This window comes from Vibrio owensii, assembly GCF_002021755.1.
Lineage (GTDB): Bacteria > Pseudomonadota > Gammaproteobacteria > Enterobacterales > Vibrionaceae > Vibrio > Vibrio owensii.
The window spans coordinates 2,095,413-2,111,978 of sequence record NZ_CP019960.1; the positions used below are offsets into that span (position 1 = coordinate 2,095,413).

Below are 16,566 nucleotides of genomic sequence, written 5' to 3' on the forward strand. Positions count from 1 at the left end.
AACCTCTATGTACCAGAATGTGGTAACACCTTGTTTTCGATTGTTTCGTACTAATTAAATTGTGAATTATTGAACAGCTTTAATTTTCTCAACCAATTCATTTAATTCAGGATTTGTTTTTTCTAGGTCCGCATACATTGGTTGAACCGCTTCAACAAATGCCGCTTTATTTGGCTCTACAAAAGTCACGCCCATCTTCTCTGCTTTCGCGCGCTCTTTCGCTTCTGACTCAGCCCATAGCTTCTTCATGTATTCCGAAGAGTCTGCCGCTGCTTTCATCAGCGCTTTTTGCTGCTCTGGCGTTAGCTTGTCGTAAGTCTTCGTTGAGATAACCAAAACGTCCGGAACCATAGTGTGCTCATCTAAGCTGAAGTATTTTGATACCTCACTGTGACGGCTCAAGCTGAACGATGGGATGTTGTTTTCCGCAGCATCCACCACACCTTGTTGCAATGCTGTGTATAGCTCACCGTATGCCAATGGTGTTGGGTTACCACCTAACGCTTTTACCATCGCAATCGCTGATGGGCTTGGCTGTACGCGCACTTTCAGACCTTTCAGATCTTCCGGCGTATTGATTGGTTTATTGGTGTAGAAACTACGCGCACCCGCATCGTAGTAAGTCACACCAATAAAGCCGCTGTCCGCTGAAGAATTCAGGATTTCACGACCTACTTCACCGTCTGTCACTTTGTAGTAGTGGTCTTTATCGCGGAACAAGTAAGGCATGTTGAATGCTGCGTAAGCTGGGGAGAAAGCTTCCAATTCTGCCGCGTTGCTCTTCACCATATCCAGAGCGCCGTTTTGCATTAGCTCCATCGATTCACGCTGTGTACCTAGCTGTGCATCAGGGTAAATACGGATACGAACTTCACCGTCTGTCATTTCACGAACTTCTTTTGCCATAAAGTCCATTGCTTTATGCACGGCATGGTCACGAGGGTGGTTGTGACTCAGCTTCAAAGTGGTCGTAGCATAAGCAGAAGCGGTGGCGCCGAAGGTCATTGCAGCACCTACTACAGCGCTTAAAAGAGTCTTACGCGTCATCATTGTTCTATTCTCCTTGGATTGGTTGTCCAATATGTAGGGTAGTTTTAATTTTTTAACGGTATTTCTTGTTTCGAGGCCATTATTGGCGATCAAAAAACCTATCGTCAAAACAAAAATGCAAATTGATTGACCAAAATCACAATCACAACCCTTAAATTGGTCAACCAATCCAATTGTGAACCTGCTCACGTGACAACCAAATCGGCTAACTTATAATCCGACCAGAAAGATTAGCGTATGTTACTGCCCTACACAGAAACAACTTCTTACATTGGTTAACCAGTTGTTATGAGGTACGCGTATTTACTTAAAGGAAATAAAAATGAATAAATTGGTCAAATACATCAACAGGGGGCTGGCCGCCTTTACGGTCTCTCTCTCGACCTTCCTCGTCATTTGCGTAGTCTGGCAAGTGTTATCACGCTATGTGATTGGCAAACCAAGCACCGTTACTGACGAACTTGCTCGCTATCTCTTTATGTGGGTTGCGTTAATTGGCGCGGCATACACCACAGGTCTTAAACGCCACCTTGCTATCGACTTGCTAACAATGAAGCTGCAAGGCAAGCGCAAACTCATCAATGAAATCGTCATCCAAATTGCCATCGCACTGTTCTCTTACGTGGTGTTGGTTCACGGCGGTACACAACTCGCACTGAAAACACTGGCAACTGGCCAGTTAACACCAGCGCTCGGCTTGGAAATGGGCTACATCTACTTCTGCCTACCAATCAGTGGCGCACTGATGATCTTCTACTCTGCGGTATTTGCTTTCGACCGTGTAAAACAATTGACGTCTGGTGAAGCCCTACTCACCGACACACAACTTGATTAATCGAGGGTTCCACAATGGAATGGCAATTAATTCTCACCCTATTCGGTAGCTTCGCGGTCTTATTGACGATTGGCGTACCGGTTTCTTTCGCTATCGGTTTGTCATCGCTAGCCACTATTTTAATGAGCTTACCGCTAGAGCCTGCGATCGCCGTTGTCGCGCAGCGTATGGCGGCAGGCCTTGATAACTTCGCTCTACTAGCAATCCCGTTCTTTATCTTGGCGGGTAACATCATGAACCAAGGTGGTATCGCACTACGTCTTATCAACTTTGCAAAAGTGCTTGGTGGCCGCCTTCCAGGTTCACTCGCACACGTGAACGTAATGGCGAACATGATGTTTGGCTCGATTTCTGGCTCTGCGGTTGCGTCTGCAGCAGCGGTTGGCGGCACCATGTCTCCTCTGCAAAAGAAAGATGGCTACGATGAAAACTTCTCTGCGGCAGTGAACATCACTTCTTGCCCGTCTGGTTTGTTGATTCCGCCAAGTAACACACTGATCGTGTTCTCATTGGTGTCTGGTGGTACGTCTATCGCGGCGTTGTTCCTAGCGGGTTACATTCCTGGCATTTTGATGGGTCTTAGCATCATGGTGGTAGCAGGTATCATTGCAAAACGCCGTGGCTACCCAGTGGCAGCACGTCCTTCTCTGGCAATGGTTTGGAATACCTTCTTGAAAGCCGCCCCATCTTTAGCACTGATTGTGATCATCATGGGTGGCATCATTGGCGGCATCTTTACCGCAACAGAAGCCTCAGCTATCGCAGTGGTTTATACCTTTGTGCTAGCGGTGTTGATTTACCGCGAAGTGAAATGGCGTGACATTCCAAAGATCATCCTAGAGTCTGCGGTGACCACTTCTATCGTATTGCTACTGGTTGGCGCATCAATGGGCATGTCTTGGGCGATGGCGAACGCCGACATTCCTTACATGATTGCAGATGCCCTACTTGCTATCTCTGACAACCCAATGATGATTCTCTTGATCATCAACGTCATTCTGCTGATTGTCGGTATCTTCATGGACATGACACCAGCGGTACTGATCTTTACGCCTATCTTCCTGCCAATCGCACTGGATATGGGTATTGACCCTGTACACTTCGGCATCATGATGACCTTCAACTTGGCTATCGGTATCTGTACCCCACCAGTAGGTAGCGCGTTGTTCATCGGTTGTTCTGTGGCGAACGTTGCCATCGACAAAGTAATTAAGCCTCTACTTCCATTCTACGTTGCACTGATTGCAGCACTAATGGCCGTGACCTTTATTCCTCAGCTAAGTCTGTTCTTGCCTAACCTTGTTCTTGGTTACTAAGCGCTGGGTTATAAGTTTTAGATTACGAATTATTAAAATACACCATCCCGCAGGTTCGCCTGCGGGAAAAGGAATACCACAATGAAGACTATTTCCAATTCCACTCTGAATGACCACGTTCTGCTTCCGGACTACGACCGCTCAACGCTTAAAAGCCGTATTGTTCACCTTGGTTTCGGTGCATTCCACCGAGCACACCAAGCTCTATTCACCAATGAAATGTTGAGCAAAACGGGCTCTGACTGGGGTATTTGCGAGATCAACCTATTCGGTGGTGAAGATTTAATTCAATCGCTACGCGCGCAAAATCACCTCTACACAGTGGCAGAGAAAGGCGCAGAATCAACTGAGGTAAAAGTGATTGGTTCAGTCACCGAATCACTCCACCCAAGCCTCGACAGCATTCAAGCAGTGTTAGAAAAAATGGCAGAGCCACAAGTGGCGATCGTTTCAATGACGATTACCGAGAAAGGCTACTGCGCCGACCCTGCGACGGGCAAGCTTGATAAAAACAACCCGCTAGTCATTGCTGATCTTGCCAACCCAACGGAGCCAAAGTCAGCATTGGGTTACATTGTGCAAGCACTGAAGATGCGCCGTGAACGCGGCCTAACGCCATTTACCGTGATGTCTTGCGATAACGTGCAAGAGAACGGTCACGTAGCAAAAGCAGCGGTACTTGAGTTCGCTCAACTGCTTGACCCTGAATTGCGTGACTGGATTGAAGCCAACGTTACCTTCCCTTGCACCATGGTTGACCGCATTGTGCCAGCAGCAACCGAAGAGACACTAACCGAAATCGCTGAGCTACTTGGCTGTGAAGATCCATGTGGCATCGCTTGTGAACCATTCCGCCAATGGGTTATCGAGGATAACTTCGTGGCAGGTCGCCCGGATTGGAACATGGCTGGCGCAGAATTTGTTGCCGACGTTGTGCCTTACGAAGAAATGAAGCTGCGCATGCTCAATGGTAGCCACTCGTTCTTAGCCTACCTAGGTTACCTTGGTGGTTACGCGCACATCTCTGACACCATGACAGATGAAGGCTACCGTAAAGCGGCATTCGACATGATGATGCAAGCGCAAGCTCCTTCGCTGACCATGCCAGAAGGCACCGATTTAGAAGGCTACGCCAAGCTGCTTATTGAACGCTTCACTAACCCGAGCTTGAAACACAAAACATGGCAAATCGCGATGGATGGCAGCCAGAAGATCCCACAACGCATGGGTGGCAGCTTACGATTCCATCTTTCTCAAGGTTCTAATTTCTCATGGTTGGCAACAGCGATTGCAGGTTGGATGCGCTACGTATCCGGCGTGGACGAGCAAGGCAACGACATTGATGTCCGCGATCCAATGGCAGAGACACTACGTCAGATCTGCGACCAACACGGCTTGAACGTTTCTGTTGTGCCTGCGTTGCTCGCGGTTGAAGCCATCTTCCCAGCAGAGCTTGGTCAAAACCCACAAGTGATTGATGCGGTGAGCAGTGCTTACCAATCTCTAATCGATAACGGTGCTCGTGCCACTGTCGCTGCGTTGTAATAGGAGTTAACGATGAAGAATTTCTTGTGTGAAGACTTTTTACTCTCAAACGAAACTGCACGCCGCTTGTACCATGAGCATGCGTTCCAGCAGCCAATTTATGATTACCACTGCCACCTAAACCCAGCGGAAGTGGCGCAAAATCGTCAGTTCGATAACTTGGGTCAAATCTGGCTTGAAGGCGATCACTACAAATGGCGTGGCATGCGCTCGGCAGGCATTGAAGAGCGTTTGATTACGGGTGATGCGAGCGATTACGACAAATACATGGCGTGGGCGAAGACGGTACCTCAAACCTTGGGCAACCCGCTTTACCACTGGACGCACTTAGAACTGCGTCGCCCATTCGGCATTACCAATACGCTGTTTAGCCCAGACACCGCTGACCAAATTTGGCATCAATGTAATGAGCTGCTTGCGACACCTGAATTTACGGCTCGCGGCATCATGCAGCAAATGAACGTCGTAATGGCGGGCACAACCGATGACCCTATTGATTCACTGGAACACCATAAAGCGATCGCAGAAGACGACACCTTTAACGTCAAAGTGCTGCCGAGTTGGCGTCCGGATAAAGCGTTCAAGATTGAATTGGACGTGTTTGCAGATTACATGCACAAACTGGGCGAAGCAGCAGACATTGAAATCCGCCGCTTTGATGATTTATTGAGTGCGCTCGATAAACGTTTGGCGCACTTCGATGCGCATGGTTGTCGTGCGGCAGACCACGGCATTGAGATCGTCCGTTACGCGCCAATTCCAAGCGAAGCTGATTTAGATGCGTTGCTGGCTCGTCGTTTAAATGGCGAAGTACTGTCAGAGCTTGAATGTGCGCAGTTCTCGACCGCGGTTCAAGTGTGGCTCGGCAAACGCTACGCGCAGTTGGGCTGGGTAATGCAGCTTCATATTGGCGCGCAGCGCAACAACAGCACACGCATGTTCCAACTGTTAGGTGCTGATGCTGGCTTTGACTCGATTGGCGATCGCCCATTTGCTTTTGAACTAGCACATCTACTGGATGAAATGGATCAAACCAACGAGCTGCCTCGCACCATTCTTTACTGTTTGAACCCTCGTGATAACGAAATGATGGCGACCATGATTGGTAACTTCCAAGGTGGCGGTATCGCTGGCAAAGTGCAGTTTGGTTCAGGTTGGTGGTTCAACGACCAGAAAGACGGCATGCAGCGCCAAATGGAACAGCTTTCTCAACTTGGTTTGCTCAGCCAATTCGTCGGCATGTTAACGGACTCACGCAGCTTCTTGTCTTACACTCGTCACGAATACTTCCGCCGCATCTTGTGTGACATGATTGGTCGTTGGGCAGAGAACGGCGAAGTTCCAAATGACCTATCGTTGCTTGGTCCTATGGTCGAAGACATCTGTTTTGGTAACGCAAAACGCTACTTTGAAGAGAGGGCGTAACCAATGAAGCACATCGCCATTATTGGTGAATGTATGATTGAGCTGAATGGCAAACCGTTCGGCTCAATGCATCAAACATTTGGTGGGGATACGCTCAACGCTGCGGTTTATTTGAGCCGCGGCTGCGAAGCCAATAACAAACCTAATGAAGTCAAAGTCTCTTACGTTACGGCGCTTGGTAATGACCCGATCAGTACAGGCATGCTGACTCGCTGGGAAGACGAAGGCGTCTCAACAGACTTAGTGCTGCGCGATGAGACTCGTACGCCGGGTTTATACCTGATTCAGCTTGATGACCAAGGCGAACGTACATTCCTATATTGGCGCAATCAATCAGCCGCACGTTACCTACTTCAACATCCTAACTTTGGGCTGGTTAAGCAAGCATTAACTCAAGTGGATGCGGTGTTTCTCAGTGGTATATCTTTGGCCATCTTGCCAGAAGAAGACCGAATTTCACTGCTCAACTTATTGGTCGAGCTTAAAGCCCAAGGCGTTGAAATCGCGTTTGATAGTAACTTCCGCCCAGCACTATGGCCTCAAGACGATAATCAAACCGTCAAGAACGTTTACCAAGCCATGTATCAACTGACGGACGTTGCCTTAGTGACTTTTGACGACGAACAATTGATCTGGGGTGACGAAACACCAGAGCAAACCATTGAACGCCTTACCTCTCTTGGCGTGGGCAAATGCATCGTCAAGCTCGGCGCAGATGGCTGCTTAGTTCAAGACTCAACAAATCAGGGTTCGAGCGCGGCTCTGGCTCCACAAGCCGTGCCAACCCAACCTGTCGCTCAAGTGGTGGACACCACATCGGCGGGCGACTCATTCAATGGTGGCTTTTTATCGGCATACCTTACTGGCGCCGATCTCGCGACTTCATGTCAAAGAGGCAACGCACTGGCAGGTGCTGTGATTCAACATCGCGGAGCCATCATTCCCAAAGCATTCACACAACCGGCGCTTGGCGTCGTCTAAGGAACACTCATGTCTAGCATTAAAGAACAATTGAAAGCTCTGAAAGTCATCCCAGTTATCGCCATTGATAAAGCAGAAGACATTATCCCATTGGGTAAAGTACTGGCAGAAAACGGACTACCAGCGGCTGAAATCACCTTCCGTTCAGCAGCGGCTGCAGAAGCGATTCGCCTACTGCGTGAAACCCAGCCAGACATGCTGATTGGCGCAGGTACGGTATTGAATCGAGAGCAAGCAATTGCTGCAAAAGAAGCAGGCGCAACCTTTATTGTATCGCCTGGCTTTAACCCAAATACCGTTAAAGCGTGCCAAGAAATCGGGATTGATATCGTACCGGGTGTGAACAACCCAAGCACAGTTGAAGCCGCACTGGAAATGGGTTTAACCACCTTGAAGTTCTTCCCTGCCGAAGCTTCTGGCGGCATCAACATGGTGAAATCACTGCTCGCGCCATACACCGACATCGAACTGATGCCTACTGGTGGCATTAATCCTGCGAACATCAAAGATTACTTAGCTATCCCGCGCGTATTGGCATGTGGTGGTACGTGGATGGTAGACAAGAAACTGATTGAAGCTGGCAACTGGGAAGAACTTGCACGCCTGACTCGCGAAGCAGTAGCACTTGTAAATGAGTAATGATTGGTAAGTCATCTCAGGCTCTTGGGTAACCCCTTAGCGATTTAGATAAAGTGCCCAGCCCTCCCTTTGTGGAGGGCTGATTCGTTCAAAGCATGGCTCAATTGATTGGGTTATCGCGGTAAGTAGATTCCTGATCTCGCCTAGGCTCGTCGGAATGACGATATGACAAATGTCTCCCTATTCGTCATCCTGAAAAGCGAGGCACGAGCGTGATTCAAGATCTACTCACAGAGTGAATCAAACTCTAAAATGACAGCTACTTTGAAGGATGTTCAGGGCTTGCTCACTTAATGGAAATAACTCAAAGAACAACACTCTAGGGAAATAGATGGAAAACTGGTTAGCACAAAGCATTGGTGGCATTGCGTTTATGGTTGGCGTAATGGCATTCTGGCAGAAAGACGACATGCGCTTCCGCTATCAGATGATGGCGTTTTGCTTCATCATGGGTATTCACTTTACCCTGATGGGTGCAACCGTCGCCGCCATTGGTGTGATCATTAATGGTATTCGCAGTTTTGCCTCAATCAAAACTCAATCACGCAGAGTAATGTGGTTCTTCATTGCACTGATGTGGCTGATGACCCTTCCAAACATCACTCACTTTTTTGAGCTACTCACGGTAATCGGATCGTCCGTCGCCACTTGGGCACTCTTTTCCAAACAAGGCATCACCCTACGCAGCTTAATTTTGTTTAATTCCTTCTGCTGGGTCAGCCACAATATTTGGCTTGGCTCGATCGGTGGTTCATTGGTCGAGAGTACTTTTATCATCACCAATTTACTGACCATATATCGCTTGTATCAATCAAGTAAAAATAATAACCAGACACAAACTTTAAATCAGGGCTAATGTATTTAGCCCTTTTTCTCACCCGGTAATAATTTTGGAGTAAACAATAACAACCATAGCGTTACATAGAATTTGGAAGCGACATAGCACAAACGTAAGGTACTGATTTTTAAGAATTTAAATAACAATAAATAGACTGCAAAACTAAGATCACATTTAATTTGGTCAACCTATTTTTAATTATATATTGAGTTAAATCACCTAAATAAAAAATATGGTGATCCAAATCTTCAGTTTAATTTATTTTGGTTAACCAAAACTGCGCTTATTACTAATATTGGTCTGGAAAAACAACTATACCAACATTAGGACAGCGACATGAAACGCCTTACCCAACTCACTCCTATCGCAGTGGCGCTTGTTCTCGCAGGGTGTAATTCATCCGACGATGACAACAGCTATGTTCAACCAGAAGTCTTCTCTCGAGTACACGACGTGCTCAACGTTGACGGCTATCAATTTAGAGATTCCAATGGCAACGGGACGTTAGAGCCGTTTGAAGATTGGCGTCTCACACCAGAAGAGCGCGCAGCTGATCTTGTTAGCCGAATGACGCTTGAAGAGAAAGCCGGCATGATGCTTATCGACACTCTAAACTCCGGTGAAGGCGGTGTCGTGACAAGCAAAGGTCAAGACATGATCGCCGATGCTCAGATGACGCGTTTTATCTTCCGTAACAATGTGGTGGAAACCCCAGAAAACGCACCAAACTGTGATAGCGGGCGCTCTGGCTGCCAGATTTCACCTAAAGAAGCAGCGACTTTCATGAACAGTGTTCAAGAGCTGCGAGAGAAAACCCGCATGGGTATCCCTGCTCTATTTAAGTCCAATGCACGCAACCACATCGACCCATCGGCAAAAGCGGGGATCAACGTCTCTTCGGGTGCATTCTCGGCTTGGCCAAAAGAAGCCGGACTTGCGGCCACTCGCGATATGGCGCTGATTGAAGAGTTTGCGGGCATCATGAATGAAGAATGGTCATCGATTGGTCTACGCAGTATGTATGGCTACATGATGGACTTGGCGACAGAGCCTCGTTGGTACCGTGTGCACGAAACCTTTACAGAAGACGCGGATCTTGCGGCAGATATCATGCGCTCTTTGATCAACGGTCTACAAGGTGGTGGAGCTATTGACCAAGACAGCATCGCCCTTACGATCAAACACTTCCCTGGTGGTGGTCCTCAAGAAAACGGCGGTGATCCTCACTACGACTTTGGGCAAAACCAAGTCTATCCAAAAGACAACTTTGACTACCACCTAATCCCGTTTATTGCCGCGATTGATGCTGGCGCCTCTTCGATCATGCCTTACTACGGCATACCAGTAGATCAAAAGTGGATGCCAAATGATGTGGGCATGTCCTTCTCTAAAGGCATTGTGACCGATCTACTGCGCGGTGAGCTAGGCTATACTGGCAACGTCAACTCCGATACAGGTATCATCGGCGACCGAGCATGGGGTGTGGAAGATAAAACCATCGACGAGCAAGTTGCGATGGTAATCGAAGCTGGCGTCGACGTTCTCTCTGGCTTTAATGATAAAGACGTCATCGTAAATCTGGTCAACAAAGGACTGATTGACGAAGAGCGTGTCGATCTCTCAGTGACTCGTCTGGTCAAAGAGCAGTTCCAACTTGGTTTATTTGAAAACACGTATGTAGACGTCGATAAAGCCCAAGAAATTTTAGGCAACGCCGAACATCAAGAACGTGCAGACTACGCTCAGAAGAAATCCGTGGTTCTGCTGCAAAACACAGACAAGACACTGCCGCTCGCCAAACCAAGCGCCGACAAAGCAGTTTCACTCTATGTGATGGGTATGGATGAAACCATCGCCGGTGACGAACGTTATGGCTTTGATGTGACCTCTGGTGATTATGAAGATTGCGAAGTTCGCCCTCCAGTACCAGCAGGCACCGATTACGCCGTTATTCGCGTGCGTGTTTCCAATGAAGGTGCGGATCCTGAGCTTATCTTTGGCGGTGCAAACCCAGATGAACTTGACCTGCTGGCATTCAGTCAAATGGCAACCGCAGCATCTTGGAAAATTGAGCCAAGTCTGACCGATATCCAAGCCGTCATGAGTGAAATTGGCGCAGAGAATACCGTGCTTTCAATTAACTTCCGTCAACCGTTTGTACTGGATGATGCAAGTAACATGAAAAAATCGGGTGCAATCTTAGCCACCTTCGGTGTATCAGACAGCAACTTAATGGAAGTCCTTTCAGGCAACTTTGCTCCTCAAGGTAAGCTTCCATTTGCACTGGCAAACAGCGCACAAGCGATTTTGAACCAGCACTCTGACTACCCGGGCTATGACGAAGCCGACACCTTGTACGAATTCGGTCACGGACTAAGTTACGAATAACCTTTTACCCACCTAACAAGGCAGTGTCTTGCGCTGCCTTTGTTGGATCTACCTGAGGAATAAACCATGGAACACATACTGCAGTTAGACTGGGTTGACCAAAGCATTCCCCACAAAGTTTGGGTTGAACAATACTACGATGGATGCCGCATTTGCCTCAAAGTCGTCAAGGATGTTGAGCCAGAAATGCTCTCATTGATTGTGCCGAACATTGATGTAAAAAGCGTTCGTCAGGCATGGCAAGGTAAAGCTATTAACGTTACACCTGCTTATGATGATGGCGTCCTTTTCACTCAAACCCGTTCGCTGTTCAACCTCCCTCATGGTTGCGTGATTTGGGCAGTGACTCATATCAAGATGCAAAATGGTTTGAAGATGTCCGCAGACAAACTCTGTTTTGTACCGAAACATTCAAAGCAAGATTCTCGCTTTCAACAAGAGCATCACGCTGAAGCATGTTAAATCAGCAAGGTCAGTCCAACCGCTGACCTTGTTTTTATCTGTGCTCTTCTTGCCTGACATATTGCTAAAACCCAAGACTTCAAAGCTCATCTATAAACAGCCAAAGTACTCCGACAATTTTGCGCGAAATGAAGACAAATATCTTTGTGATGTGCCTTCTAAAAGAAGCTGCAAAATTATGGCGTGATACAGCAAATCATCAAGTATAAAACGACGCTTTAAGTCTCTCCTTTTCTTTTAAAATCAGAATTCTAATGAAAATGCGGGAAGGCTCCTCACTCCGCCTTATGTCAGAGCTTTGTCAAGACAGAGAACGCACACTTATCCTCGCATAAAACCTTCACATCACGGTCATAATCTAGGGTCTAAAATTACCCTTGAACTCGTGTCTACGGACGAAATTTTCAATCGTTAGTTGTGGGAGGTTGCTATGGAAAAGTACTGTCCAATATGTCAAACAGAGTTAATCGATAGAAGTCACTATCTTATCTGTCCTAGAAACAATATTGGCGAATGCGCGTATGATGGCTACGAGGATCACCACAACCATTGCTGTCATGAAGTGGGCGAAAACACCCATGAGAAAGAATTGGTCGCTTTAGATTAAACAAACCTAACAGTGACGAAGCATAAAAATGCCACTCAATGTTGAGTGGCATTTTTCTTTGTATTGTCTGAGATTTACGGGCAGGTTACATCTACACTACCAACCAAAGTACTATCGGCTTGGACTTCAATGTTAAAACTATTGCCATTGGTTGATTTGAGACATGTCACTGAAACCGAGTAGGTTCCATCATTGTTATCCACAATATCACTAAATGAGCCAAATCCCCCTGCTGTGAATATGAATGCGTCCGAAGAAGAGTCAACAGTCACTACGTGCCCTCCATGCCCTAAATCGGTACCACTCGAATCTTTAAGCGTGATTGTGATATTACCTGAACCATTTAACTCCGTAGGTGTTACAACACTTTCTGCAGCATCGACTTGGGTAACCGTTAAAGGCAGCGAATTACTCAATGAGAGATCCCCAACAGCAGCACTCACGACATAACTGCCCGCAGTATCTGCAGTAACTGACACCGTGTATGTACCATCACCATTATCTACGGGGGTGCCATAGCTTAAACCCGTACCTTGTGGACTCAGCACCAACTCTCCGTAGCTTTGTGTGTAAGCACTGCCATCAGCTTTCTTTAAAGCAACCGTGATAACTGCGCTATGAGCGCCTCCCACACCAAAGGTGGAAATATCACTCGAGATGGTAGACTGAGAAGCGCTTGGTGCTACCGCCTCAAATGTGAGGTTTGATGTACCAATGGTTCCAGAGTCATAGGTCGCGGTAACAGTGACCTCTCCAACAACGCTAGCGCTAATACTGCTTGTATAAACCCCATCGCCAGCATTCACTAATTCCGTCTTATTGGCAGAGCCTACTGTAATCGTGAGCTCAGGACTGTTCGATGCTGGTACAAACGCATTGCCTGCGTAGTCTTTTAGCGTGACTGTCAACTGAGCAGTACTGTTGCCATCTGCTGCAATAGTGGTGATATCGGCTTGCAATGTCGACTGCGATAAATCAATGACAGCATTAAAAGTAAGCTCAACATCGTTAGCTAACTGAGTGCCACCTATGCTCGCACCAAAGGTGTAAGTACCTGCGTTCACCGTTGTAAAGACTGCTGTATACGAACCATCACCGTTGTCTGTTTTTGATTTTTCCGTTACCCCATTAGGCACAGAGAATGAAATCTCCCCCGCGGACGATGTATAGTCAGCACCATTGGTGTCTTTTAGCTGAACCGTTACGGTGATCTGGTCACTACCATCTGCATTAGCGGAGTCTTTATCACGGCTGAACGCTGCTGCAGAAAGATTTAAGACCTGAGCATAAGACAAAGAAATAGAGCTGGATAACTGGGTGCCACCAATCGACACTCCTATTGATTTGTTACCTGCACTCGAGCTAGAGAAACTCACAGTGTAAGTACCATCACCATTATCTTGAGAAGTAACGGAACTAACGCCTGTTGGCATAGAGAGCTGAAGAGTGCCACCTGAGCTTGTGTAGTTGTTGCCTTCAGAATCTTTCAGTTGAACCGTCACCGTAATAACTTCGCTACCATCAGCGTTCGCCGAGCTTTTATCAGGAGTAAACTCTGTGTTGCTGAGGTCAAGAACCTGAGTAAATTCAAAAGTAATGGATTCAACAAATTTACTGCCGTCTAGCGAAGCTCCCACTGTGTAGGAGCCTGACGTCGAGCTCTTGTACTTCACAGTATAAGAGCCATCGCCATTATCTTGGCTGTCGAACTTAGTTAACCCATTTGGTGTATCAAAAACGACTGCACCGCTAGAACTGGTGTAATCATCCCCCTCTTTGTCTTTTAGCTGCAAGGTCACGGTAATGACGTCAACACCATCTGCGCTTGCTGAACTTTTATCAACTGAGAAGTCAGCGCTGTTGGTATCTAACACTGGAGTAAACTCGATATCTATGCTGCTAGATAGTGCGCTACCTGCAATCGATGCTGTGATATTGAAGATTTTTGACGTTTCACTGATGAAAACGCCTGTGTAAGTGCCATCGTCATTATCTTGGTAAGACTTCAAAGTTAACCCAGAAAGCTCGCCAAACTTTATGTCACCACCAGACGATGTGTAGTCATTTCCATCCGCATCTTTGAGTTGTACAGTCACCTTAATTTGCTCACTACCATCCGCACTGGCGGACGCTTTATCTCGACTAAAGACGGCATTTGAGAAATCAACAACAGGAATAAACTCTACTGTCGCAGAGCCTCCTAAGGCATTGTCATCAATCTTACCGGAGATAACGACTTCTTGCGCTTTTGTAGACGTTACCTTGGCGCTATATGTACCATCACCATTCGAAGTAACCCCAGAAATCATGACCTCTTCAGCAGGTTCAGCACTCAAGGTAAGCTCACCTGAATTCGATTCACGAGCCGTACCAAACTCATCGCGCTCCTGAACGGTAATAATGATTTCTGCGACACCGTCTGCCAGCGCTTCTGTGTTCTCAGCAAAAACGAACGTTTGAAGGTAATCAATCGGTAATTCGGCAAGACAATATTCATTGGAGCTTGGTAACTGAATATCAAAAGTGATCGCATTATCGGCACTCGTCGTGGCGGTTGTACGTTCACCCCAGTAATAACGGTTCTCAAAGTAAGAATAGGCTGAGCCCATGTATTCAATCGATTCGACCGCATCACTTTGCGTGGCGTTACCATCAGAGTCTGTTCTCCCCCATAAATAGTGAGAATAGTGTTGGTTGTACATCCAAAAATACGCTTCAGGTGCTGCCTTAAAGCGCGTGACGGCCATATCGTCGTCGGTACATACCAAGCGGGTTTTAATGGCTTGGTCAATTTTGTCACACAGTTGAAGTGACATCAGTGAAATAGTGGTCGTGTCTGCTTTGGCGGTAAATTCTACTTGTGCCCAAGTCTGCCCACCGTAGTAATAGAGTCGATATAACCCGTCTTCAACCAAGTTGGAAAACGTAATGCTATCCCCATTTACTTCACCCGAACTTTCATAAGAATAACCGGAATATAAGTAGTAATAGCCTGAGTTAACTGTCTGAGTTTTCGTTTCGTCGATTGGGCAAACTAATGACAGCCCTGTTTCGATATCAATACGAGGAGGGTTTACAATATTTAAGGTCGCCTTGAACGATTTAGTGGAGTCACTCGATACACCAAAACAGAAGTCATCGAGATCGAGTCCCTCTGAACCATCGGCTACTTCAATGACCTCACCGTCCACTTCAATCGACGCCAGCAAACTATTACCTTGGCTGTCGAGCAAATCGAAATGACCAGCGAAGGCAGGCACTCGATTGATGTTTAACTTTTCAGGGTCATCGCCCCACCCAGAAGGCTTGTAAGCCCAACCACCACCAGCTTTAGCAAAGGAGAGGCGCAACTTTTGATTATTGGGGTCGCCATTCGCATCCACAACGTCGACATCAAGTTGACAACGATCTTGTCCATACCAATCCAGATTGTAGTATGAGAGGTGAGTGATTGGTTTCGAGACGGTAAAGGTGTTTTCGTTTTCTTGCTCTATGACGGCATCACCTTCATAGCGCCATTTACCCGTAGAGTCGGTATAGCTCCAAATAGGGATCGTGCCGTCATCCAAAGATAGTGGTTCACCTGTTTGCGGATTTATCGTGGATTTTGGAACTTCAAATGCCAAGGTAACCCCTTCGCCATCAAACGATAACACTTTGTTGCCACTCTCATCACCAATCTCAATCGCAACAAAACCAGCAGAAATAAAGGTTACGCTGTCAGGAGAGGTAATATCGCTTGGGAGCTCACCATCAAATCCTTCTGGTGATAAACCACCAGGGAAAAGGTATAGCGGGTTATTCTCATCATCAGCTAGGCCTTTTGGATCCGCTGAAAACAGCATCATCGAAACAGAAACCTCTCCTAAAGGCGTAAAAGGCTGCCCATCTTCACCGATGAACCCCGTGCCGGCAGGAATCGATAACTTGGCAGTTGCGCCATCAAGGATTTTTCCTCCATCCGTGCTGTCATCTTTGCTAACCGTCGCGACATCCACCTGAGAACTGGTGACGTGACCATCTAAGCCAACACGTTCTTCCGCAAAAGTAGTTGCCTCTTCAGCCTTTTCTGACTTAGGAACAATTTCAATCCAATAGTTATCGGACATCGTGGTTTGGGTCAGATCAAACACTTGAGAGTTAGAGAAAAAACCATCCCCTCTCACAATCACCGTCATCTTAGCCACACCGCCATTCACATCGCTGGCGTTATCGACATCGAATGTGAATGGCACAATGCCAGATTCAGGCACTACCACAACGTTACTTTGAAATGCTTCCCCCTGATGGAAACCAGCCACTTCTCTTCCTAGAACATCTTGTACTCGAACGGTAAACGTCTCATTCTGATTGGCAACATCGAAAACAAACAGCAGTTCTAGATTAGACATTTCGGTCTCATCAACTCGATTAGAGACATTAAGTGACAAGCTTTGTTGGTGAGAGATGTGAGACGTTAATGAGGTGGTCGTTTCAGTGG

Annotated in this window: 11 protein-coding genes; 9 read left to right on the top strand and 2 right to left on the bottom strand. The window is 47.0% G+C overall.

Annotated elements, in window-relative coordinates; all coding sequences use genetic code 11:
- Positions 1–66: 66 nt before the first annotated feature.
- The gene (locus tag A9237_RS25870) at positions 67–1,050 is read right to left on the bottom strand and encodes a TRAP transporter substrate-binding protein (RefSeq protein WP_078610115.1); all 984 of its coding nucleotides are present in this window, start codon (positions 1,048–1,050) and stop codon (positions 67–69) included.
- Positions 1,051–1,372: 322 nt separating this feature from the next.
- Between A9237_RS25870 and A9237_RS25875 the strand changes: the two genes are divergently transcribed.
- The 9 genes from A9237_RS25875 (at position 1,373) to A9237_RS25915 (ending at position 11,479) form a co-directional block, all read left to right on the top strand.
- On the top strand, positions 1,373–1,885 hold the full coding sequence (locus A9237_RS25875; protein ID WP_009706639.1) for a TRAP transporter small permease: 513 nt from the start codon (positions 1,373–1,375) through the stop codon (positions 1,883–1,885).
- Between the two features lie 14 nt (positions 1,886–1,899).
- Positions 1,900–3,201 carry a TRAP transporter large permease gene (locus A9237_RS25880; protein WP_009706640.1) on the top strand — a complete coding sequence of 434 codons (1,302 nt, stop codon included), beginning with the start codon at positions 1,900–1,902 and terminating at the stop codon, positions 3,199–3,201.
- An 81-nt stretch (positions 3,202–3,282) separates the two neighbouring features.
- The gene (locus A9237_RS25885) at positions 3,283–4,746 is read left to right on the top strand and encodes a fructuronate reductase (protein ID WP_078610116.1); all 1,464 of its coding nucleotides are present in this window, start codon (positions 3,283–3,285) and stop codon (positions 4,744–4,746) included.
- Positions 4,747–4,758: 12 nt separating this feature from the next.
- Positions 4,759–6,171: a glucuronate isomerase gene (gene uxaC / locus A9237_RS25890; protein WP_078610117.1), complete on the top strand. Its 1,413-nt coding sequence runs from the start codon at positions 4,759–4,761 to the stop codon at positions 6,169–6,171.
- 3 nt (positions 6,172–6,174) lie between these two features.
- Entirely contained in the window at positions 6,175–7,152 is a 978-nt protein-coding gene (locus A9237_RS25895) for a sugar kinase (RefSeq protein ID WP_078610118.1), read from the top strand.
- Positions 7,153–7,161: 9 nt separating this feature from the next.
- Positions 7,162–7,791, top strand: coding sequence for a bifunctional 4-hydroxy-2-oxoglutarate aldolase/2-dehydro-3-deoxy-phosphogluconate aldolase (locus tag A9237_RS25900; protein ID WP_005429019.1), 630 nt, complete (start codon positions 7,162–7,164; stop codon positions 7,789–7,791).
- Between the two features lie 331 nt (positions 7,792–8,122).
- A complete protein-coding gene (locus tag A9237_RS25905; RefSeq protein ID WP_078610119.1) occupies positions 8,123–8,647 on the top strand; it encodes a YgjV family protein in 525 nt (174 codons plus the stop codon).
- A 318-nt stretch (positions 8,648–8,965) separates the two neighbouring features.
- Positions 8,966–11,017: a glycoside hydrolase family 3 protein gene (locus A9237_RS25910; protein WP_078610120.1), complete on the top strand. Its 2,052-nt coding sequence runs from the start codon at positions 8,966–8,968 to the stop codon at positions 11,015–11,017.
- Between the two features lie 66 nt (positions 11,018–11,083).
- Entirely contained in the window at positions 11,084–11,479 is a 396-nt protein-coding gene (locus A9237_RS25915) for a hypothetical protein (RefSeq protein WP_005429015.1), read from the top strand.
- A gap of 681 nt (positions 11,480–12,160) precedes the next feature.
- On the opposite strand, the gene A9237_RS25920 is transcribed toward A9237_RS25915, so the two are convergent.
- Positions 12,161–16,477 (bottom strand): Ig-like domain-containing protein, encoded by a 4,317-nt coding sequence (locus A9237_RS25920; RefSeq protein ID WP_237358445.1) that lies wholly within the window; start codon positions 16,475–16,477, stop codon positions 12,161–12,163.
- Between the last annotated feature and the right edge of the window lie 89 nt (positions 16,478–16,566).

Excerpts from the sequence above, each read along its gene's own strand:
- A9237_RS25900 (WP_005429019.1), top strand. The coding sequence starts at position 7,162 with ATGTCTAGCATTAAAGAACAATTGAAAGCTCTGAAAGTCATCCCAGTT.
- A9237_RS25870 (WP_078610115.1), bottom strand. The coding sequence starts at position 1,050 with ATGATGACGCGTAAGACTCTTTTAAGCGCTGTAGTAGGTGCTGCAATG.
- A9237_RS25875 (WP_009706639.1), top strand. The coding sequence starts at position 1,373 with ATGAATAAATTGGTCAAATACATCAACAGGGGGCTGGCCGCCTTTACG.
- A9237_RS25885 (WP_078610116.1), top strand. The coding sequence starts at position 3,283 with ATGAAGACTATTTCCAATTCCACTCTGAATGACCACGTTCTGCTTCCG.
- uxaC (WP_078610117.1), top strand. The coding sequence starts at position 4,759 with ATGAAGAATTTCTTGTGTGAAGACTTTTTACTCTCAAACGAAACTGCA.
- A9237_RS25895 (WP_078610118.1), top strand. The coding sequence starts at position 6,175 with ATGAAGCACATCGCCATTATTGGTGAATGTATGATTGAGCTGAATGGC.
- A9237_RS25910 (WP_078610120.1), top strand. The coding sequence starts at position 8,966 with ATGAAACGCCTTACCCAACTCACTCCTATCGCAGTGGCGCTTGTTCTC.
- A9237_RS25905 (WP_078610119.1), top strand. The coding sequence starts at position 8,123 with ATGGAAAACTGGTTAGCACAAAGCATTGGTGGCATTGCGTTTATGGTT.
- A9237_RS25915 (WP_005429015.1), top strand. The coding sequence starts at position 11,084 with ATGGAACACATACTGCAGTTAGACTGGGTTGACCAAAGCATTCCCCAC.
- A9237_RS25920 (WP_237358445.1), bottom strand. The coding sequence starts at position 16,477 with ATGTCTAATCTAGAACTGCTGTTTGTTTTCGATGTTGCCAATCAGAAT.
- A9237_RS25880 (WP_009706640.1), top strand. The coding sequence starts at position 1,900 with ATGGAATGGCAATTAATTCTCACCCTATTCGGTAGCTTCGCGGTCTTA.